At 27.6% G+C, this 21431-nt stretch carries 22 protein-coding genes and 2 pseudogenes; 8 read left to right on the top strand and 16 right to left on the bottom strand.

Annotated features, from left to right (window positions below; genetic code table 11):
• Window positions 1–118 precede the first annotated feature (118 nt).
• A complete protein-coding gene (locus ACTG48_RS09285) occupies window positions 119–1270 on the bottom strand; it encodes a GNAT family N-acetyltransferase (RefSeq protein WP_021384570.1) in 1152 nt (383 codons plus the stop codon).
• A gap of 421 nt (window positions 1271–1691) precedes the next feature.
• On the opposite strand from ACTG48_RS09285, the gene ACTG48_RS09280 reads away from it, so the two are divergent.
• A complete protein-coding gene (locus ACTG48_RS09280) occupies window positions 1692–2504 on the top strand; it encodes an Mrp/NBP35 family ATP-binding protein (protein WP_021384552.1) in 813 nt (270 codons plus the stop codon).
• An 87-nt stretch (window positions 2505–2591) separates the two neighbouring features.
• Here ACTG48_RS09280 and ACTG48_RS09275 read toward each other — a convergent pair whose 3' ends face one another.
• The 7 genes from ACTG48_RS09275 to ACTG48_RS09245 form a co-directional block, all read right to left on the bottom strand.
• A complete protein-coding gene (locus ACTG48_RS09275; RefSeq protein ID WP_021384545.1) occupies window positions 2592–2783 on the bottom strand; it encodes a hypothetical protein in 192 nt (63 codons plus the stop codon).
• A 195-nt stretch (window positions 2784–2978) separates the two neighbouring features.
• Window positions 2979–4184, bottom strand: a complete 1206-nt coding sequence (locus ACTG48_RS09270) for a nitrogenase component 1 (protein WP_479918662.1) — start codon at window positions 4182–4184, stop codon at window positions 2979–2981.
• Between the two features lies 1 nt (window position 4185).
• Window positions 4186–5463: a nitrogenase component 1 gene (locus ACTG48_RS09265; RefSeq protein WP_479918661.1), complete on the bottom strand. Its 1278-nt coding sequence runs from the start codon at window positions 5461–5463 to the stop codon at window positions 4186–4188.
• A 96-nt stretch (window positions 5464–5559) separates the two neighbouring features.
• Window positions 5560–6354 (bottom strand): ABC transporter ATP-binding protein, encoded by a 795-nt coding sequence (locus tag ACTG48_RS09260; RefSeq protein ID WP_021384554.1) that lies wholly within the window; start codon window positions 6352–6354, stop codon window positions 5560–5562.
• Complete coding sequence (locus ACTG48_RS09255) at window positions 6354–7334, bottom strand: FecCD family ABC transporter permease (RefSeq protein ID WP_021384512.1); 981 nt, start codon at window positions 7332–7334, stop codon at window positions 6354–6356. Before ACTG48_RS09255 ends, ACTG48_RS09260 begins: the two co-directional genes overlap by 1 nt.
• A gap of 16 nt (window positions 7335–7350) precedes the next feature.
• Window positions 7351–8241, bottom strand: a complete 891-nt coding sequence (locus ACTG48_RS09250) for an ABC transporter substrate-binding protein (protein ID WP_479918660.1) — start codon at window positions 8239–8241, stop codon at window positions 7351–7353.
• Window positions 8242–8283: 42 nt separating this feature from the next.
• Window positions 8284–9033 carry a nucleotide-binding protein gene (locus tag ACTG48_RS09245; protein ID WP_021384542.1) on the bottom strand — a complete coding sequence of 250 codons (750 nt, stop codon included), beginning with the start codon at window positions 9031–9033 and terminating at the stop codon, window positions 8284–8286.
• A gap of 148 nt (window positions 9034–9181) precedes the next feature.
• Here ACTG48_RS09245 and ACTG48_RS09240 point away from each other — a divergent pair, with 148 nt between their 5' ends.
• The 3 genes from ACTG48_RS09240 to ACTG48_RS09230 all read left to right on the top strand — a co-directional run bounded on the left by ACTG48_RS09240 (window position 9182) and on the right by ACTG48_RS09230 (window position 12319).
• On the top strand, window positions 9182–9922 hold the full coding sequence (locus ACTG48_RS09240; RefSeq protein ID WP_479918659.1) for a helix-turn-helix transcriptional regulator: 741 nt from the start codon (window positions 9182–9184) through the stop codon (window positions 9920–9922).
• A 308-nt stretch (window positions 9923–10230) separates the two neighbouring features.
• Complete coding sequence (locus ACTG48_RS09235) at window positions 10231–11850, top strand: Na/Pi cotransporter family protein (RefSeq protein WP_479918658.1); 1620 nt, start codon at window positions 10231–10233, stop codon at window positions 11848–11850.
• A 274-nt stretch (window positions 11851–12124) separates the two neighbouring features.
• Complete coding sequence (locus ACTG48_RS09230) at window positions 12125–12319, top strand: peptide ABC transporter substrate-binding protein (protein WP_479918657.1); 195 nt, start codon at window positions 12125–12127, stop codon at window positions 12317–12319.
• Between the two features lie 212 nt (window positions 12320–12531).
• Here the strand turns inward: ACTG48_RS09230 and ACTG48_RS09225 are convergent, their stop codons facing one another.
• Window positions 12532–13092 (bottom strand): YdeI/OmpD-associated family protein, encoded by a 561-nt coding sequence (locus ACTG48_RS09225; RefSeq protein WP_479918656.1) that lies wholly within the window; start codon window positions 13090–13092, stop codon window positions 12532–12534.
• Window positions 13093–13609: 517 nt separating this feature from the next.
• Window positions 13610–13891, bottom strand: coding sequence for a hypothetical protein (locus tag ACTG48_RS09220; RefSeq protein WP_003420428.1), 282 nt, complete (start codon window positions 13889–13891; stop codon window positions 13610–13612).
• Window positions 13892–14207: 316 nt separating this feature from the next.
• Between ACTG48_RS09220 and ACTG48_RS09215 the strand changes: the two genes are divergently transcribed.
• The 4 genes from ACTG48_RS09215 to ACTG48_RS09200 all read left to right on the top strand — a co-directional run bounded on the left by ACTG48_RS09215 (window position 14208) and on the right by ACTG48_RS09200 (window position 16714).
• Complete coding sequence (locus ACTG48_RS09215; RefSeq protein ID WP_021384526.1) at window positions 14208–15017, top strand: response regulator transcription factor; 810 nt, start codon at window positions 14208–14210, stop codon at window positions 15015–15017.
• 41 nt (window positions 15018–15058) lie between these two features.
• Window positions 15059–15331, top strand: coding sequence for a DUF3795 domain-containing protein (locus ACTG48_RS09210; RefSeq protein WP_021384536.1), 273 nt, complete (start codon window positions 15059–15061; stop codon window positions 15329–15331).
• A gap of 271 nt (window positions 15332–15602) precedes the next feature.
• Complete coding sequence (locus ACTG48_RS09205) at window positions 15603–16367, top strand: lysophospholipid acyltransferase family protein (protein WP_479918655.1); 765 nt, start codon at window positions 15603–15605, stop codon at window positions 16365–16367.
• A 62-nt stretch (window positions 16368–16429) separates the two neighbouring features.
• The gene (locus tag ACTG48_RS09200; RefSeq protein ID WP_021384547.1) at window positions 16430–16714 is read left to right on the top strand and encodes a hypothetical protein; all 285 of its coding nucleotides are present in this window, start codon (window positions 16430–16432) and stop codon (window positions 16712–16714) included.
• A gap of 75 nt (window positions 16715–16789) precedes the next feature.
• Here ACTG48_RS09200 and ACTG48_RS09195 read toward each other — a convergent pair whose 3' ends face one another.
• The 6 genes and pseudogenes from ACTG48_RS09195 to ACTG48_RS09170 form a co-directional block, all read right to left on the bottom strand.
• Window positions 16790–17770 (bottom strand): hydantoinase/oxoprolinase family protein, encoded by a 981-nt coding sequence (locus tag ACTG48_RS09195; protein WP_479918785.1) that lies wholly within the window; start codon window positions 17768–17770, stop codon window positions 16790–16792.
• Window positions 17771–17830: 60 nt separating this feature from the next.
• A pseudogene (locus ACTG48_RS09190) lies at window positions 17831–17965 on the bottom strand (hydantoinase/oxoprolinase N-terminal domain-containing protein); the annotation flags it as partial.
• A gap of 129 nt (window positions 17966–18094) precedes the next feature.
• A complete protein-coding gene (tnpB, locus tag ACTG48_RS09185) occupies window positions 18095–19204 on the bottom strand; it encodes an IS200/IS605 family element RNA-guided endonuclease TnpB (RefSeq protein WP_479918654.1) in 1110 nt (369 codons plus the stop codon).
• A gap of 75 nt (window positions 19205–19279) precedes the next feature.
• Window positions 19280–19378 (bottom strand): annotated as a pseudogene (locus ACTG48_RS09180) (transposase); the annotation flags it as partial.
• Window positions 19379–19960: 582 nt separating this feature from the next.
• Window positions 19961–20329: an ROK family protein gene (locus ACTG48_RS09175; protein WP_479918653.1), complete on the bottom strand. Its 369-nt coding sequence runs from the start codon at window positions 20327–20329 to the stop codon at window positions 19961–19963.
• Between the two features lie 20 nt (window positions 20330–20349).
• On the bottom strand, window positions 20350–21429 hold the full coding sequence (locus ACTG48_RS09170; protein WP_021384507.1) for a DUF917 domain-containing protein: 1080 nt from the start codon (window positions 21427–21429) through the stop codon (window positions 20350–20352).
• Window positions 21430–21431: the final 2 nt, after the last annotated feature.

The raw sequence follows: 21431 nt of genomic DNA, 5'->3' as shown, positions 1-21431 counted from the left end.
ATATCTCACAAAATTTCTTTTTTTAACACTTTTTTAACATACACTAATTTATGTTATTTAATAAGAACTCTCTTTAGACATAATCCATTTTCATTGAATACAGTCGAAAAGCACACAATTATTGATAATTTAAATTTGCAGTCCATGGAAAATCTAAAGGAAATACCTTTGTTGCAAATTCATGTATATTTTTTAAATGTTTAAACTCATTGTATTGCTCTTCGTTTTTTTCAAAAAACAGTTTATTAAGTTTATCCAAACTTTCTATTACAAGTTCTTCTTCTTTATATTTAATAATATATTTATTTTCAAGTTGTTTAAATTCCATATATTTTAATATCTCAGAATCTACATATTGATTAAAATAACTTCTTAGGTTATCACACAATTTTACAAAATTTATTATTTTCATCGTTCCTTGTTGATAATCTAAAGTTTTTATTTCACTACCTTGTAATTGGTCTTTAAGATTTCTCACGTGTACTTTATAATCTAAGTATTCTAAACCAAATTTATTTGTAACATATTTCAATACATTTTCAACGTTTACAGAGTTTAAACCTATCTCAGCCACTTCTCCTACAATAGAATTTTCTTTTTTTATTGTTCTTATTATTAAATATCCTATAACATTATTATTTTCTTTTATAAATACCTTCTTGTAATCAATTGGTCCCCAAGCAATAGTTGCCGCATGTAATAATTTTTTGAACTCATCTTTTGTTCTTATGAATCTAGTGCTATTTTGATTATATAGTGCAACCATTTTATTTAAATCATCATCTTTTTCAAAATTAGTTTCATCAAATTCGACTATTTCATATGGTATTTTCACATTCTCAGGTTTTATTGTATATTTATAGAAACTTTTTACCAAACTACAATTTCTTCTACTGTATAAAGTTCTTGTTCCTGAAATGATTACAACATCTACACCATCATAAAACATTTTTTCTTCTACTTTATCCAATATCTTAGATGAATATCCCTTTTTTTCATAATCTGGATGAGTACACACTCCACCAATGGCTGCAACCTTCAAATTATTTCCTTGAATAGATACATCTTGAATTAGATAGTTTACATCTGAAACTATTTTATTATCTTCTGATATTACAATCATATTTTCTACATTATTTTTATTTAACAGGATAGGAAATTCCTCCATCATAGTTGGCTTATGATTTCTTGATACCCTAAATACATAGTTTATTAATTCTATTACTTTATCGAATTCTTCTAGTTTTGCACTTCTTGGTCTTAATTCCATCTATACTCCTCCAAATATTATTTAAAATACTTAAGCTCTATTATCTATAATAAAACATTTATTACTACATTTCTAATTATATCTTTTTTCTTTGCAATTTTTAATTGTTTTTTTAGCAAATTTTTATAAAATATACATCTAATTCCCAGTTACACCTATAAAATGACCAGTTATGCAAAATATGTTGAAATATTTTATATATATTTATATGATTAATGTCTATAGGTCAATTGAAATAATCACTTTTTCGAGAAGGTTATAATTTTTTTATTACCTTCTTTTTTTATTATAAATTATAAATCAATAAATAGAAAATACTCTAAGTTGCTTTTAAATAATGACTTTATGGTTCAATTGTACTAAAATAGTATATGTAGGTTGCAAATAATCTAATAAATATTAAAGCTTGGAGGTAATAGATATGGCAGATTGTAATTCATGTCCATCAAAGGGAAATTGTAATAGTCAATCAAATTGTTCTATTGAAAATAACCCTAACAATAAATTTGGAAAAATAATTGGTGTTATGAGTGGGAAAGGTGGGGTTGGAAAATCAACTGTAACTGCTTTACTTGCTAATAAACTAAACAAAATGGGATATAAGGTTGGTATATTAGATTCAGATATAACTGGACCAAGTATTCCTAGACTTATGGGTGTAAAAAATGTAAAAGCTTATTCTGATGGCTCTTATATTTATCCTGTAGAAAACTCAAATAACATAAAAGTAATGTCTATAAACCTTATGATAGATGATGAAAATGAACCTGTTGTATGGAGAGGACCTTTACTTGGAGGTGTTGTAAAACAATTTTATACTGATGTTCTTTGGGAGGAGTTAGACTATTTATTAATAGATATGCCTCCTGGTACTGGAGATGTTGCATTAACAGTTATGCAATCTATACCTATAAGTGGAATAGTTATGGTTTCAGTACCTCAAGACTTAGTGTCTATGATTGTATCAAAAGCTGTTAATATGGCTAAAAAAATGAACATAAATGTTCTTGGAGTTATTGAAAACATGAGTTATATCCAGTGCCCTGATTGTTCTAAAAAAATAAAATTATTTGATGGAGAATCTACTGAAACATTTTTAAATGATTTGGATTTAGAACTTTTAGGAGAACTTCCTATGACTAAAGAAATTATAGATATCACTCATAATGGAGTTACAGAAATTAGCAATGATTTAGACTCAATATTAACTAATGTTGTTGAAAAAATTAAATAAATAAAAACTTTATAGTTTTTATATTTACGATAAAAGAGGCTTGTCTTTATTTTTAAACAGTACAATAAAGACATACCTCTTTTATATTTATCTATGTTTTAAGTACACAAAATACTCTTCTACTATATCTCCATTTTTTACTTTCACTAAGTATTCATTATAATGAGCGTTATATGGTTGTGTCATTTTACATTCTATTACATTTTCTATGTCTTCTAATTCTAAAAGTTCTACATCCTTTAAAAATTTTCTCTCTATGAGTTCCTTTAATCTTTCCATAACATATCCCCACTTCCCCTATAATTAAGATAAATTCTATATACTTTTAATTACAAAATTTACCTATTTATTATATTATATCCAATATCTTGGGGTTTCTAACACAACTCATAAGTTATTTTAATAAAACATGTATTCATTTTTAATAACTATATCCACAATAAACAATTTTGCATATTTTCTATGTATTTAGAGCTATATATTTAGTATTTTTTCGATTATATAAAGAATTCCCCTTAGACCTACAAATGGAGTATATGGATATATATTTACACTTTTTAGATTTGGATTACTTATTTGTATATCCAGTTTTGAATTGTGTTTCATATCTATACTAGCACCATCTGCAAGTAATACTAATAAGTCACTCTCCTTTAAATATTTACTTCTATCCAGTTCATCGTTTCCAATATAGACAGATTTATCATTACAATCTGCATTATGTAAGATGTTAACTCTATCAACTTCAAGACCTAATTCCTCTAACAAGTCTCTGAAACCCAAAGCAGTATCATAATCTCCAAATACAGCACATTTTTTACTTTCTTCATAAAAATAAAACTTTCTTTTTATATTAAATAAATATTTCTTTATACTAGAAACTTCATCTTCATAAGCATTTTTATCTAAATCCCATTTAGTTACTTTTTGTATTTCATTTATAAACTCTTCAGTATTTTTTATTCCATAAGGTTTCTTATACACATATGGTATATTGTACTTATCTTTCATAAAATCAGCTGCTTTTATACCTTCTTTTCTAAGAACTATATTTAAGCTTGATTTGGACGCATTTTCTATCTCATCTATTGATGTATATGATGTAAAAGTTGCATTTACTTCTTTTTTAAAAAACGTCTTCATCATCCTTTTAATTTCTTCACAATCTGATAAAAAATTAAATTGGTCTATAGTACATCCAATTATATTAAAACTATCAAATTTTTCATTACTATCTTTAACAACTTCTTTTGCTAATATATATAGAAGCTCTTCTACGCCTTGGTTATAATCATCTCTTAAACCACCTGTTGTAATTGGAATTAATTTACAACTTACAGACTCACTTAAAATGTTACATATCCCGATTATATCTGTACCTATAATTGAAGATACCGATGAAGCCATTACAAAAATATACTTGGGTCTGATATTATTATCTATTTCAATTATAGCTTTCTCTAATCTATCATAGTTTCCAAAAGTAACATCACTTTCACTCATATGAGTTGAATAGATTTTAGCCTTATCTTCGCCATTGAGACTTCCAATTGCTTCTACAGCATAATGAGTTGTGCCTGATGGTCCAAATTCTATGACACAAGCTTCATTTATTGATGATACTGTAAATATTATTCCCATTCTATCAGAAGGATTTGGAAAATATTTATATATTTCCATATTAAATCACTTCCTTTCTTGCCGATTTTTTTACATCAAATAGTTTTATTAAAGTTTCCATTATTCCTATAGGAAGCTCAAAACCTATTTTTTGTGCATGTTCATCTAATGTTATTTGTATAAGCCCTTTCTCTTTTAATAACATCGGGTTTTCATGCCCTATATAAATATCTGCATTTATAGTTTCATATAAATTTCTAAGTGGCGCTATATTTGCAATTCTACTTACATATGGATTATATCCTTTTTTTATTATGTTATCTTTAAATAAACTATCTTGTTCATAAAGCTCTCTCACTTGAATAAATTCTGGAACCAATCCTAACTCAGTTAAAAAATCAACTGTTTCAAATGCCATCATTGGTGTATTTCCATAAATTAATTTTTTACCCTCTAATAAAAACCTACATTCACTCAATAATGAATTGTATGTCTGTCTTTGCTTTGATAACTCATCTTGTACATCTATATCTAAAACTTTACAAAGTTTATTATAGTTTTCTATTATAATTGATTCTTTCATGTTTTTATCAAAATATATGTATTCTATCCCAAACTTATTTTTCATATCTTCTGCTAAATCCAAAGCTATCATGTCTGTCACTATGTTTAATTTAGCACTAGATGCACTTTTAATGTCTTTTATAGTACACTTAGATGGGATTATACAATTTATTTTTACATTTTCTTTTACAAGCAATTTTACAAGTTCTGTATCTTCTACATTCTCTTGTCTATGACCTAAAATATTAACTCCTTCTTTATTTTTATAACGCTCCATAACTGATGATAAACTTTTTAAAGCTCTAGTCATACCAAGTATATGGGAATTACAAGTATAATGCTCTGTATTAACCGTTAAGACAGGTATTCCAATCATATCTTCTAATTCACTAGACAAAACATTATAATCTTCGCCTATTAATTCTGGTACACATGTAGTTACTATCATTATTGCATCAAATTTTTCAGTTTCTGAAATATACTTTACAGCCTCTACTACTTTTTTTTCTGCTCCAAAAACTATATCTTTATCTTTTAATACTACTGAATAAACACTATCTCTGCCAAATTGTCTATGATATGCAAAATTTTTACTATAGTAAGTACATTCATTAGTTCCTACTATTACAAGGGCCATATTCTTTATATATGATGCAGTCAATACAACTCCAAACAATGGACAATGTGTTCCTGGGAATACAGCATATGATAAAGACTTTATATCTTTATCACAATCTATATCTTTTAATCTATTTAATACATCTAAAGTATACATATTTTTTCCTTTCTAATCTTACTACCCATGTAATTTTAAGATTATAAAACTACATGGACAGTAACTTTTTTTCTTTAATTATCAATTATTAAACTTTCATATACTGCTAGTTCTTCTACATAGCATTATTGGATGAATCCTAGGCTTTTTACTAATTGGGTCTACATCTATATCACATTTCACTTTATAGACATCTTTTATTATTTTTTCACTTATTACCTTGTTAGGATGACCATCTGCTACTATAGAACCTTTATTCATAATAATAAGTCTATCACTATATTTACTTGCTTGATTTATATCATGTAAAACCATAATTATAGTCATTTTAAATTTTTTATTTATATCTTTTATAAGTTCCATAAGTTCTAATTGATGAGATATATCTAAATATGTTGTTGGTTCATCTAATAAAAGTATATCTGGCTTTTGACAAAGAGCCATCGCTAACCATACCCTTTGCCTTTCACCTCCAGATAGATTACTCACCAATTTATCTTTATATGTTTCAAGACCTGTATTTCTCATCGCCCAAGTCACTATCTCATCATCGTTCTTATTTTTACCTTCAAAAAAACCTTTATGTGGTATTCTCCCATAGTATATTAAGTCTTTTACCTTTATATCTTTTAAAGAGACATTATGTTGAGCTAATAATGCAACTTGTCTTGAAATTTCTTTATTACTCATGACTTTCATATTTTTTTTACCAATATATATGTCACCTTGTTTGATTTTCAATATTCTAGACAATGATTTAAGAAGTGTAGACTTTCCTGAACCATTTGGTCCTAATATAGAGACTACTTCGCTTTTTTTTATGCTTACACTCAGGTTGTCTATGACAATTTTATCTTCATATCCTATTGTAATATCTTTTATATTAAACATTAATAACTGCCTCTCTTTCTTAATAAGTATAAGAAGAATGGACCTCCTATTATGGACATAATAACACCCACTGGAATCTCTATTGAGCCTCCTATTGTTCTTGCTAATGTGTCTGCAATTAATAAAACTATACTTCCTAAGATTATACTAAATGGGATTGTATATTTATGGTCACTACCAAGTAACATACGTGTTATATGTGGCACTATTAGACCTACAAAACTAATAACACCTACTATAGAAGTGGAAACTCCAGCTAGAAATATTGCTACTAATGATATTACAAATCTACTTCTATTTACATTAAAACCTAGATTTGTAGCTGCATCATCTCCTAATTGTAGTACATTTGCACTTCTGATAAGGAAAATCGCCCCTATAAGACCTGCAATAGAATACCATATCAACATATTTACATCTAACCATGTTTTTGTTGCCAAACTCCCATTTAACCATAACATTGCACTTTGGATTCTTTCGCTATACATAGTTGATAAATATGATATCACACCACCTAATATAGTGTTTACTGCTACACCAGCTAGTATAATTCTCTCTGGTCTAAGACCATTTTTATATGCCATTAAATATACCACTGCACAAGATATAAGACCTCCTATAAAAGCAACTATTGGTAACATACTTGTGTATTGTGGAAATAGAAGCAATATTATAATAGCAGCTACACTTGCTCCTGTTGATATACCTGTTATTCCAGGGTCTGCTAATGGGTTTTTCATAACAGCTTGTAACAACAGACCAGAAACAGCTAAATTCGCTCCAACTAATGCTGCTAATATATTTCTAGGTAATCTCATCTTATATACAATTGTAGTAACCATTGGATTATTTTCATTTATCAGTGCATCAAATATCTCTTTAAGACTTAAGTTTACACTGCCTATAGTAGAAAAAAGAATTAGCAAAACAATTACAGTTATCATGCCTGTAATTATTAATAAAATTTTTTTATTATCCATATTATTCACCTAAAATTTATTTATCTCCATACAAGATATCTCCTAATTTATTTATTGAATCTTTAACATATATATTTGCAGATACATTAAATATACTTGAATCTAAATCTATAACTTTCCCATTTTTTACTGCGTCTAATGTTGCCCATGCAGGATTTTTTTCAAAAGAGTCATCAAATGCTTTCTTAGTCTCTTCAATATTTCCATGTGCAAATCTAAGTATATAATCTGGATTTTCTTTTAAAATTTGTTCTAAACTAAACTGTATATAACCTGACTCTACATTATCTGTTAAATTATCAGCTATATTTTCAGCACCTACTGTTTTTATTAAATCTCCAAGATATGAGCTTTTTGTAGCTAACATAAAATTATTTCCACCACCAAATAATATTGCTACCTTTGGTTTTTTTGCTTGTTTTTTTGATTTTTCTACTACAGATTGTTCTACTCCTTCTAATTCATCAATAAGTTTTTTTGCTTCACTCTGTTTATTTATTTTTTCTCCTAAACTTTCTATACTTTTAAGAAATTTTGTATATGTACCAGTCTCAAAATAAAAGGTATCTAAGTTATATTCCTTCATGCTTTTTTCAACATTTTCTTTAAACATACTATCAACTACAAATACATCTGGTTTTAGAGATGCTACAATTTCTAAATCTGGATTCATAGCCTGTCCTATTTCTGGCAAATTTTTATATTTTTCAGGTAAATCAGATTTGGTTGTTGGTATTCCTACCAATGTAGCATCCAATTTATCTAGGACTTGTGTCGCTGCCACTGTAGCTGAAGCTACATTTACATTATTATTTGTCTCCTTAGATTCACTATCTGATGGTTTTGAGCACCCTGTTAATATTAATGAGCTAAGTAAAAATACTGAGCATAACTTTTTTAATTTCATAAAATTCCCTCCACAATAAACTTTATTTTAAACATATATTTTTTAATTATTTTGCATAATTTTATTTGCAAGATTTATATATACTTCTGACATTTCATTGTATTTATCTTCTTCTATAACAGTTCGTCCATTATTTTCAGACTGCTGTACAATTTTATTTCTTGGTATGTAATGAAAAACTTCACTTTTTATTTCATCTGCCAATTTTTCAACTAATTTCCTTTCATTTTCAACGTTCTTGGCATTTAATATAAGACCTTTTAAAGAGGCATATCCTCTGTTTTTAAATTGTTCTACAGCTAAAGATATATTACTTGCAGCGTACATTGACATCATTTCTCCAGAAGTTACTATGTACACTTCCTTTGCAAATCCATTTCTTATTGGCATTGAGAAACCTCCACAAACAACATCTCCTAGAACATCATAAATTACTACATCTGGATTATATATTTCAAATGCTTTTAATTCTTCTAATTTTTCAAAAGCTGCTATTATACCTCTTCCTGCACATCCTACACCTGGAGTCGGCCCTCCAGCCTCAATGCATAATACTCCTCCATATCCTTCAAACACTATGTCTTCAAGCTTTAGCTCTTCCTTTTTTTCTTTCATTACATCAAGTACTGTTGGTATAAATTTTCCTTTCATCAAATTTTTTGTTGAATCAGATTTTGGGTCACATCCTATTTGCATTACCTTATATCCTAAATGAGAAAGTGATGCTGATAAATTGGAAGTTGTTGTTGATTTTCCAATTCCTCCTTTCCCATAAATAGCTATTTTTTTCATTGACTTTCTACCTCTCTTACATCATAATATTATTTAACGAAATTAATTATCATTCGCAATAACTATTTTAATTGATATATGTTTTTAATTCTTAACTATATTTGTTTTTTTATAAAAATATTTGTATAAATTTAAAAGAGGTGATTTTTTGAAAGATTTTAAAGATGATATGGAACTTATCATTAACGATTTTTTTGACTGCTGTAATATTCCAACAAAAGCAGTTAGTAAGGATTTAAAAGACATTTGCAGTATTGGATATAACTCTACTTTAGAAATATATTTTTCAAGTTTAAATATATTTAAGAACATAAATAGTACAGATTTTATATCTAATAAAAATCTTTCCTATATAATGCTAAGTTTTTGTGATGACATACATATTTTAGTTATGCCCATACATAAGTTTGATGTCTCTAGTGGTTATTTTATTGTAGGTCCTTTTAAGTCTTGTATCAATGATGATATAGAGTTTGTAGACATTCCATTTAAACCTTTATCATGTTTAGATTATATATCCAATCTTTTATCAGAAATATGTCATGATAAAATGAAACATAAACCAGCTCTTAGCTTTTATGTAAAGAAAACTATAGATTATATTCATAAAAACTACTCAGAAGATATAACAGTAACCGATATATGTAATGACCTACAACTTAATAAAAGTTATTTTTGCTCTCTATTTAAAAAAGAAAGCGGATATACTTTTACTAATTTCCTCAATAAAGTTAGAGTTGAAAAAAGTAAAAAATACCTACTAAAAAAAGATTTATCTATTTTGGATGTTGCTGTACTCGTTGGATTCAATAGTCAAAACTACTATAGCATGGTTTTTAAAAAGTTTAATAATCTTACACCAATTGAATATAAGAATATTTATAATTAAAAAATATCATTCTAAAAAGGATGATATTTTTTACATGCTTTTTACAAATAGAGTTAATTCTTTGTTAAATCAACTATACATAAAATGACCTAAATATTAGTCCAAGTCTTTAAATTGCTATATATAGCAAATTTTCTTAAATTAACAACAACTTAAATATTTAACATTCTCTTAACGTATACTTAACAAAACATTAATATTTTTATTGACAAAATTTGTTATTCTATATTAAGGAAACAATAAATTTTAGTTAATAAAGTTTATAATTCAGATAAAAAATTTATTAATTTCTTAAGGGAGGAAATATCGTGAATATAGCAATTAGTCTTATCGGTGGGCTTGGACTTTTTCTTTATGGAATGAGTTTAATGGGAGAAGGTCTACAAAAATCGGCAGGAGACAAATTAAAGAAAATTATTGAACTCTTAACAAGTAATGTTGTTATGGGTGTACTGGTAGGTACAGTTGTTACAGGTATTATACAAAGTTCAAGTGCTACTACTGTTATGGTTGTAGGATTTGTAAATGCAGGAATAATGAATCTAAGTCAAGCTATTGGTGTAATAATGGGAGCAAATATCGGTACGACAGTTACTGCCCAATTAGTTTCATTTAATCTTGAAGGAATAGCACCAATTGCTCTTGGTGTAGGTATTGTATTCTATTTATTTACATCAAATCAAAAAACAAAACATTTATCTGAAATACTTATTGGCTTTGGTATATTGTTTACAGGAATGGAATTTATGAAAGATGCAGTGGCTCCACTTGCTGAGTACAAAGCATTTACTGATGTACTTTTATATTTTAGTAAAAACCCTGTATTGGGTATATTAGCAGGATTTGCTATAACTGGTATTATACAAAGTTCAAGTGCATCTATGGGTATGTTAATAGCCTTAGCTTCTCAAGGTATACTACCTCTATCAGCTGCTTTACCTATCCTTTATGGAGATAATATCGGTACTTGTGTTACTTCACTTTTATCAAGTGTTGGTGCAAGCAGAAATGCTAGACGTGCAGCTGTAATGCATCTAAGTTTTAATGTAATTGGTACAATCATATTTATGCTTGTTTTAAATAAACCTATATCAGCTATAGTTACTCATTTTGACCCAACTGATACGGCTAGACAAATAGCAAATGCACATACTTTATTTAACCTTACAAATGTTATAATATTATTACCATTTTCTAAATACATAGTTAAATTAGCAAGTAAACTTATACCTATTAGAGAAACTGAATCAGAAGTAGTAAATAATACTAAGTACTTAGATGAAAGAATGTTTAGTACTCCATCTATAGCACTTGGTAATACTGTACAAGAAGTTGTAAGAATGGGACATAAAGCTACAAATTCTTTAGAACATGCAATTGCAGGATTCTTAAATAAGAGTAGTGATGATATTAATAAAACTTTTGAATCAGAAAAAGTTGTCAATAAATTACAGAAAGATATACTGAATTATCTACTAAAACTTTCTAAAGAACCTCTTAGAGACGATGAACGTTTTAGAACAGATTTACTTTTTAACACTGTAAATGACATTGAAAGAGTATCTGACCACGCAGAAAATATAGCTGAATTAGCTATGAGTGTTAAAGAAATGAATGTTAATTTCTCTGATAGTGCAATAAAAGAAATCTATGAAATATACAATAAGACTATGACTAACTTCAAAGATGCTTTAATAGTTTTAGATGTTAAAGATTTTGAGTTAGCAAATAAAGTTTTAGAAGTCGAAAATGAAGTAAATTACTTAGAAAAAACTTTTAGAAATTCACACATGATTAGATTAAATAATGGAAATTGTACAATTGATGCTGGTGTGCTTTATCTTGATTTACTTACTAATTTAGAAAGAATTTCTGACCACTCAACAAATATCGTAAAACAAGTATTAAAACTTAAACAAAAAATATAGTGATTACTTTTATATGTAATCATAATCAATAAAAAATAAGAAGCTATAAATGATACTTATATTATTTATAGCTTCTTATTTTTTATACAAGATTAAAATTCTTATATTATCCTTTTGTTATAAAACAATTATTATCTAGATTATTTATAAGTATTTTGCTAAAAATTTAATCTCCTAATTTAATAAGTTTATTTTATTTTTTAATATTATTACATTATCTAAATGTGTTATTATATATTTGGATATTTTCATATTTAATAGGAGGGATTCTACAATGATAAATTATATGGTAGGAATTATATATAGCGAAAAAATAGACGAGGTAGAAAAGATATTGAAAAGTGAAGATATACAATATGAATTTACTTCTCGTGATGGTTTTATATTTTTTGGTTTTTATGAGATGACAGATGCATACAGATTTGAAGCTTTATGTTTAAATGAAAAAATTCAATTTAAAAGAATATAATTTGATTATGGGCACCAATAAGGTGTCCTTTTTGCACAAAAAAGCAGTTAACCTCTTGGATTAACAGCCCAAACAAACTGAAGGTTGTTGTCAAAAATAAATTATCATAATATATTCTTGTAATTTTTGATAACTCATTCAATTATAATATAGATACATCAAATGTTTCTCATTTTAAAATTATACCTTCTAAAATAATATAAGTGTAACATTTACATAGGTTTTAGATTTTTATTAAGTCTTTCAACCATCCATAATATTCGCCTTTCACGTCCAGCATCTGTCTTTGCATCAAAGTATGCTCGTGTATAGATTTTCTTTATTGACAAGGACATAGCACAAAAATTGGTATAAGCAGGCTCATACTCTTTTAGTAAAGTCGATAAAGAGGATATCTGCTCTTCTGTAACTACTATAGAGTTTATAGCCTCCCATTGACCATTTTTTTGAGCTTCCTCAATTTTCTTTCTTCCATAATCAGTCATAAACCCTTGTTCTTCAAGAGATTTAGCTAATACCTTATTTTTCTCTGACCACTTGCTTTTCTCTCTACGTAGAGAAAAATACTTTTTATAAGTTTTATCATCAATGCTTTTCATCTGTCCATCTATCCATCCAAAACAAAGAGCTTCCTCAAGTGCTTCATCTGCCTTTATTGTTTTTGGTCCACCTGCTTTTCCAAATAAAATCCAAATTCCTGTGCTTGACAGGCAATTATCATATAGCCATTTTCTGAAATTCTCTCTACTATCAAATTCCATTATTTTACTCACAATTCTTCTCCCCCTTTGTTTATCTCATTTATCAAAATGTATTTAAACAAATTCTAATTCATAAAAGTATTATATCGTTATGCAATCTAACTTACAAGAAAATTCAATATCATGAAGTAAAATAGAATATATTAGTTCTATCTATTACCCTTTTTCTTATTGATTAATGATAATTCCATACTAATTTAAAAGCATTAACTGCTTCCAAATCTATTTTTAATATTTCCTGATATTTTTATCAAACAATCTATATATTCCTTCAAATAGAACTAACATTGAATTAAAATTTCTGTATTGATAAATGAATTTTTCTAAATAAATATTATACTATACAACATATATTTACATCTATTTTCAAAATTGTAACAGTTTTATAATATGGACATTTAAACTTTACATATAAAAAATACACATCTATAAATTATAAATGTGTATTATATGCTAACAATAAGCTACACTTTCTTACTGATTCTCAATTAGTTATATTTTTTCAAAATAAAATTCATATAAATTAGTTCTATTGTACAATTGAAACCTTAATAATATCTCCATTTTTTCTCTCCAAATGAACTACTTCTCCAGTTAAGTCATAGTCAAATGCCTTGACTAATATTTCAGTAACCTTTTTACCATCAACTACATCATCTTTCCCATTAAATAAGTCTAAAGCATTATTCTCAATCATTCTCTTTGCAAAATTCACAGGTAATTTTATATGTATTTTGTCGCCTGTATGTGATAAAACTCTTATTCTCAAAAACTTTTCTAAATTATTTCTTGGTGTTTGTTTTGATGCCATGCTATTAAACCACTCTCCTTTATTTTTTATTTAATAATAAATTTTATTCTTAAAAATATCTTTATATGTATTTATTATGAAAGTAACACTATTATTTTCTGATTCTAATTTATATCTATTCTTCTTTAATATCTATATTTGTTGAATATATATAATTTATAGTAATTGTATATTTTGAAATTTTATTTTACAATTATTGTATCTGAATTTAACAAGAGTACCTTATTGAAATATTTTAGTTAAATCAGAATTTGTTTATTATATATATCAAAATAAATTAGCATATTTGTTTTTGATATATTAGGAGGAAATACTTATGAATGAAATAATCAACAATATTTTAAATACTTGCAAACAGTATACATATATTTTGCCAAATAAATTGTTAAGACCATATATAGCACACTATACAATATCTATTCCAGATATAAATATTAAGGAAAATCTTACATTAATACCTGATGCTAGTGGATGTATGATATTTAAATTTGATAAGAAATGTATGGAGAGTGAATTTTGGGGAGCTACAACAAAAACTATTGTTGTAAAAAATGATATAGAAAGTGTACTCTTCAGGGTATTTGTTGAGTTTCGTCCAGGTGGAATGTATTATTTGACAGGTCTTTCTCAAAGAGAATCCACAGATTTAAAAATTAAACTTGAAGATTTTAATACATTATTTAGCTCAGAGATTAATTCTATTTTTGAAAAAACAAGTACTATAAAAGAATTAATAGAAGAATTAGATATGCTATTTTTATCATATTTATTCAAATCAGATATAGTAGATATGACTATCCCAATACTTGAAAATGCAAGAAAACAGGACTCTATTATGTCAGTTAAAAATATTTCTCAAATAAGTTGTTATAGTGAACGTCATTTAAACAGAATTTTTAATAATTCTCTTGGTATGAGTGTTAAATCATATCTAAGACTACTTCGTATAAATATTGTATTACAAGAAGTGCAAAATAATAGAATACCATTTACAACTTTAGCACAAGAGATTGGTTATTACGACCAATCCCATTTTATAAATGATTTTAAATCTATCTGTGGAGTTAATCCAACAACCTATATAAAAAATTTGTCCGATTTTTACAATGAAAAGTATAAATTTTGATGTACAATCATATAAAATTTATATTTAAGGAGTGAGTCAGAATGATAGAATCAAGATGTGGAATTTTGTGTTATGAATGTGAGTATAAAGAAAAGGTCAATTGCAAAGGATGTACATGCATTGACAAGCCTTTTTGGGGTGAAGAATGTCCTGTAAAATCATGTTGTGAAAATAAAAATCTTACACATTGTGGTCAATGTGATACATTTCCATGTGAGATGCTTAATCAATTTGCATATGACAAAGAACAAGGTGATGATGGAAAAAGAATTGCTCAGTGTAAAGAATGGGCTATTGCTAGCCTTATGAGTTAATATATATCATTTCTATATTATAAAGTAGCTCTTTTTAAACTGTTGTTGGTAATCTGCAACAGTTTTTATAATTGAATTTAAAGGTTATTAAGTCAATTTAATAGAATAGTAATTTATTGATAAAATCTAATTTATAAAATTAAAAGTATAAAATTTTAATATCTATCTATTTTAAATATAGATTATATAATGGAATTAAAATAGACTTAAATTTTATTTTATGTTAAAATCTTTACAGTAATAAATAATTTTATTTTAAGGAGATAATTTTATGAATAATTACTTAAAATTTGCTACATATCAACTTATAGGCTTTACATCTTCTATACCTAGACTCATTAAAATTAAAAAAAATCCTGATAAATTTAGCTTAAAAGAAAAATTTGAATTTATGCAAAAACAAGCTAGAAAATCTTTAGATATAGTAAATATAGACCTTAACATAATTGGAAAAGATACACTACCAAAAGAACCACTTCTATTTGTTGTAAATCATTCTAGTATGCTCGATAGCTTCATATTAGCAGCAAGTGTAGAAAGACCAATTGGATGTGTAATTGCAGACGAACCAGTTTGGAGAAATATACCTATATTTAAAGAATGGGCAAAATTACTAAGATGTGTATATGTAAACAGAAAAAACAATCGAGAAGGAATAAAAAGTATTACTGAAGCCTCTCAAAATATACTTAAAGGTCAAAGTATGGCAGTATTTCCAGAAGGAGATTTAACATGGATTAAAGAACCAAATTCACTAGTATCGGATTTTAGAAGTGGAGCTTTAAAAATAGCATATAAAGCAAAATGCCCTATTGTTCCACTAGTAATAAAAAATTCAAAAGATACTTATGAAGGGTATCAACCTATTGGTAAAATTAATTCTCTTCCAGTTGAAGTCGAATTTTTAGAGCCAATTTATGACCATATTAAAAACCCTAGACTAAAGTCTTCTATATTAGGTGAAAATATAAAAAATAACATGATAAATGCAATAGAAAATTTTAGAAAATCAAATAAAACCTTTAAAGAATTTTAATATTAAAATTTATTGACTAAAAAAAATTTTAATGTTAAAATTCTTTTTAAGAGGTGATTAACATGGCAAAAAACACAAAGCAAACAACGGTTCATATTGATGAAACATTACTCAAAGAAGTTAAAAGGATAGGAATTAATGAGAATAAGAGTATATCCCAGATAATAAATGAATCAATAATAAATTATGTATTAGTATATAGAGAAAATGAAGATAAAGAAAAAAATGAACATGATAAAAATTTAAATGAAACAATAAATGCGTTCAAAAAAGAAGAAGAAAAAAGAATACAAGCAAAAAGTGCTGCTAGAGCTATAGCAGAAGCAAAAAAACGAGTTCTTTACTAAAAAACAAAAATCGGTACAAATTAAGCACCGATTTTTTTATATTTAAAATAATTTTAAAAATAATTAAATTCTTCTTTAAATTAAATCACCAACAACTTTTACTTTTATAAGAAGTGCATTTCCAGGAAGGTATGCAAGTGGAACATCTTCTATGTTTAATACTTCTATAGTATCTTTTTTAGCACCAGCCTTTAGAGCTTTATTTACTGCCTCTTGTTTTGCATCTTCTATAGCATCTTCTCTAGACATTTTATCTAAACTATATACTTTTTCTACATCTCCACTTATTTGCCCTAATGCTGCACCAATAGCATTTGCAGCAGTATAATGAGGAGGTCTTATAACATTACTTATGCCTTTTAATTTTTCAGGAACAATTATACTCCCTCCACCTGTTAAAACTAACTCAACATCACCTTGGCTAGTTTTCATTTGGTCTACAGCATCCTCTAGTTTTAAAATTACCTTTTTATATACCTCATCACAATACTCTTTATCTAAATGTTCAACATTAGTTTTTCTATCTTCAAATGCCATATCTAACTTTGTCACAACATCTGATAAAGTTAAAGTATCTCCACCAAATATTATTGCATCTTCAGTTATTTTATATCCAACACTTTCAGGACCTATCTTTATATTATCTTTTTCACCTTTTACACATGTCCCACCAGCAAGACCAATAGTTAAAACATCTGGCATTCTAAAGTTTGTATGTACTCCTCCAATTGTAACAGGAATTGATGATTCTCTAGGGAATCCATTGTATAGTACACCTAGGTCACTTGTAGTACCTCCAACATCAAGTACTATTGCATTTTTTACTTCTGACAAGAAAGAAGCTCCTCTGATAGAATTTGTTATTCCACATCCAATTGTAAAAATTGGATATTTCATTGTATACTCTAAATTCATTAATGTTCCATCATTTTGACTAAAATAAATTTGTGCATCTATACCTAAATCTTTAAGTGCTTTTTCAAATCCTAAAGATACTGCTTTACCTACTTGAGATAATGCAGAATTTAAAATGGCTCCATTTTCTCTTTCTAGTATACCTATATTACCTATTTCATTTGATAAAGATATAGGAATATCACCTAAAATTTCTCTAACCCACTTTGCAACTTCCTCTTCTTGTTGTTTATTTACTGGAGCAAATACTCCACTTATTGCAACACTTTCCACTCTGTCTTTTATTTTATTACAAAATTCTACAACTTCTTCTTTGCAAAGTTCATTTATCTTTCTACCCTGAACCTCCCATGACTAAAGTCACAGGGTTCCTGCTTCATAGAATTTTGCATACTAAAATATGTCTTACCAATTCTCCACAGGCTATCCCCGTAGTTCCTACGGTTCTTACATACGTTATTTATTTTAAACTCTTATTAGTCTTAACCCTTCTTTTAGTATATTTATACTTGCATTTATATCTCTATTGTGAGTTTCATTACAACAAGGACAAATCCATTCTCTTATATTTAAATCCTTAATTTCCTCGTTTTTGTACCCACATTTATTGCATATTTGTGAACTTGCAAAGAATTTACCTACCTTTACAATTTGTCTACCATACCAATTAGCCTTGTATTCTAATTGACGAACAAATTCTGACCATGATACATCAAAAATAGAGCGAGATAGTTTATGATTTCTAGTCATATTCTTTACTTGTAAATCTTCTATGCAAATAATATCATTCTCTCGTATTAATTTAGTAGATAGTTTTTGTAAAAAATCCTCTCGACGATTAGCTATATGTTCTTGAAGTCTTGCAACTTTTAACCTTGCTTTATTTCTATTTAAACTACCAATTGTTTTTCTCGATAATTCTCTTTGTAATTTAGCAAGTTTGTTTAATGACTTTAGAAAATACTTAGGATTTTCTATAAATTGTCCACAACTTGAGATACAAAATTCTTTAATTCCTAAATCTAAACCTATCTGATTATTAGTATTTTCAAATGCTTCAATCTCTATATCAGTACAGCATAATGATACATAATATTTACCACTTGGTTCTTTGGATATAGTAGCATTAAGTATTCTCCCTTGAGGTACTTGTTTATCTCTTACTTTAACCATACCAATTTTAGGTAATTTTATATATTGACTACAGTACATAATATTTCCATTTGTAAAGTTAGTTCTATATGAAAATCTATTAGTTTTCTTTGATTTAAATTTAGGAAATCCTGCATTTTCTTTAAAGAATTTTTTATATGCGTTTTCTAAATCTTTTAAGGTATTTTGTAGTGAAAATTTGTCAGGTTCTTTAAGCCACTCTAATTCTTTTTTTAAATTGGTCAAATCAGAACTGCACTGTTTATAAGTAAAAGTTTCTTTATTGTTTTCATAAACTTCTATTTTTTTAGCAAGATACTTATTATATACAAATCTACAACATCCAAAAGTTTTGTTAATTAACTCTTGTTGCTTTTTATTTGGATACATTCTAAACTTATATGCCTTTTCCACTACTATCACCTCACTTTACTTGTTTTTTCTGATTAATTAATATATTTTCTTATCTGCTCCTTTGTATTTTCTGATACAGTAACAACTAAATATATTAATTAAATCTTCTTCAATTTCATTTGTTAATACTGGATGTCTATATTTTACACACCATGTTATATGGTATTGTACTAAATATACATATCTGAGTCACTTCAATTTTTCATCACCATCCTAATATTAACAAGTGCAATTTTTTTAAACAAGTATTTTAAAGGTTTTTATATTTATTTTTAAATAGCATATGTAAGAACCGTAAGTCTTAACTTTTATCATTTTTGAGGTTGTCGTTCACATAAGTTCGCTACTACCTATGCAGTTCTCTTATGAACTTCTTACACTTTCATGCAAGCACAGACTATATCTTATCCTTCGGCATTATCCGTTAAGGTCTACCCACTTCCACTACCAATAGCTTGTAGTGTACTTCCCTCAAGAGGAATAGTCGTTGAAGTTTCTCCTACTTAGGAGCTTACCTGCTGATTGCCCATTTTAAAGTACTTAGGGTTTAACCTTATACCATCTAACCAATTTTTTCTACTTTCGTAACTTTCACACTTAGGTTTATTTCATCCTTATGTTTTAGTTTGGTTAGCTTTAGGGGTTTCCAGCAATTCAAGTAGTATTGGATAGGTTCTATCCTATCTCTACATATAAGTTTCCCTATATGCTGACTATTTTAGCTACTAACTCATGACTAAAGTCGCAAGTGTGCGTAGCTATTTTTTAATCAAATTCATATCCACCAGATACCAGTATTGAATCTAGTTCTATTTTTTCTCTTAAATCTTCTGGCCAATCTATAAAAGGGAGAATAGCAGTGGTTGCTGGCTTTCCTATTCTTATCATTGCTACATTATTTAATCTTTTTCTTTCTACAATAGCATTTGTACAATGAGTTGTACCAAGCATAGCATACTTTATTAAGGAATGGTCAATTTCACTTTCATCTATAACTTTTTTTAAGGCATTATAAACACCAGTTTCAACATCTTTTGTAGTTGCTACTTTAACTGAATGAATTACTTTTAATTCCCCATCCAGTATACAAGCATCTGTATTTGTTCCTCCAACGTCAATTCCTACACGATACATCAAAATTTCCTCCTAAAATTTTATTTTCCTTGTAATTCTTCTACTGTTTTATATTCCACATCATATCCAAAGTATCCAGGTCCAACTGTCTCAATTCCTTTTTCTGTTCTCCATTTTTCATTACAAGGAAAAGCTACTACCATAACACGAGAACCGTATTTTATTCTTTCTGTAGTTATTGGAAATCCAGTTTCTAAATCTAACACTGCTATTAAATCTGGCGTAATACAAAGTGGTGTATCACCTTTTTTTGCAATTAAATTCTCATTTTGAAATAATATAGAATACTCTCCATCATATTCATTAATTCCGGCAAAAAAGGCGTGTCCTCTAGTAAATCCACCTTTCAATTCTCTCTTAATATCAATTACCTTTCCTTCAAACAATTTATATCCTTTTAATTCTTTTAATATATTCTCAACAGCACCTTTTGAATCAGATTTATTTTCAAGCAAAAATCCACCTATAGTTTCAGCTATTGTAAGTGTATTACCTATAGCAGCTTTTTTAACTTGAGCTCCACTTAAATTATAGTCACTAATAGAAGAACTTCCTCCCATTTCCACAGTTAGAGTTCTAGCTAGTCTTTCTGACCAAATTCCATCCACAGGATAAAGAATAGCAGAATTTCCTTTTTCATCAGACATTACAGCAGGTGATGCCTCATACCCTTCAAGATAAAAAGTTACCATTTGAGCTTCAGGAAAAGCTCTCCCCATAGAATCAGCATCCAAAATAGGTAGTCCTTTTTTTGCAGCAACTGCTATTGGCATAAGTGAGTTTATTCCACCTATTTCTATAGGAATTATAACATCTACTTTTCTGTTTATTAACTTCTCCATTATTTCTAAAGGTGTAGTTAATTCCACCTCAGAAAGTAATTTTTCTATTGTAATTACAGGAGAACCCATACCAGATACTGGAACTACTAGAGCATCATCATCAAGTTCATCTAAACTTATTACTTTTACAGGACCATATTTTTTAATTGCCTGTTTTGCAACCAATTTACCTACATATGGGTCACCTCCACCTCCAGTTCCAAGTACTGCTGCACCAACTGCTATTTTATCTACACTTTCTTCTGTTAAAAATCTCATGT

The organism is Clostridioides sp. LIBA-6822, assembly GCF_056688955.1.
Note: the sequence above shows the minus strand (reverse complement) of the source record. Positions and strands in the feature narration are given on the sequence as shown.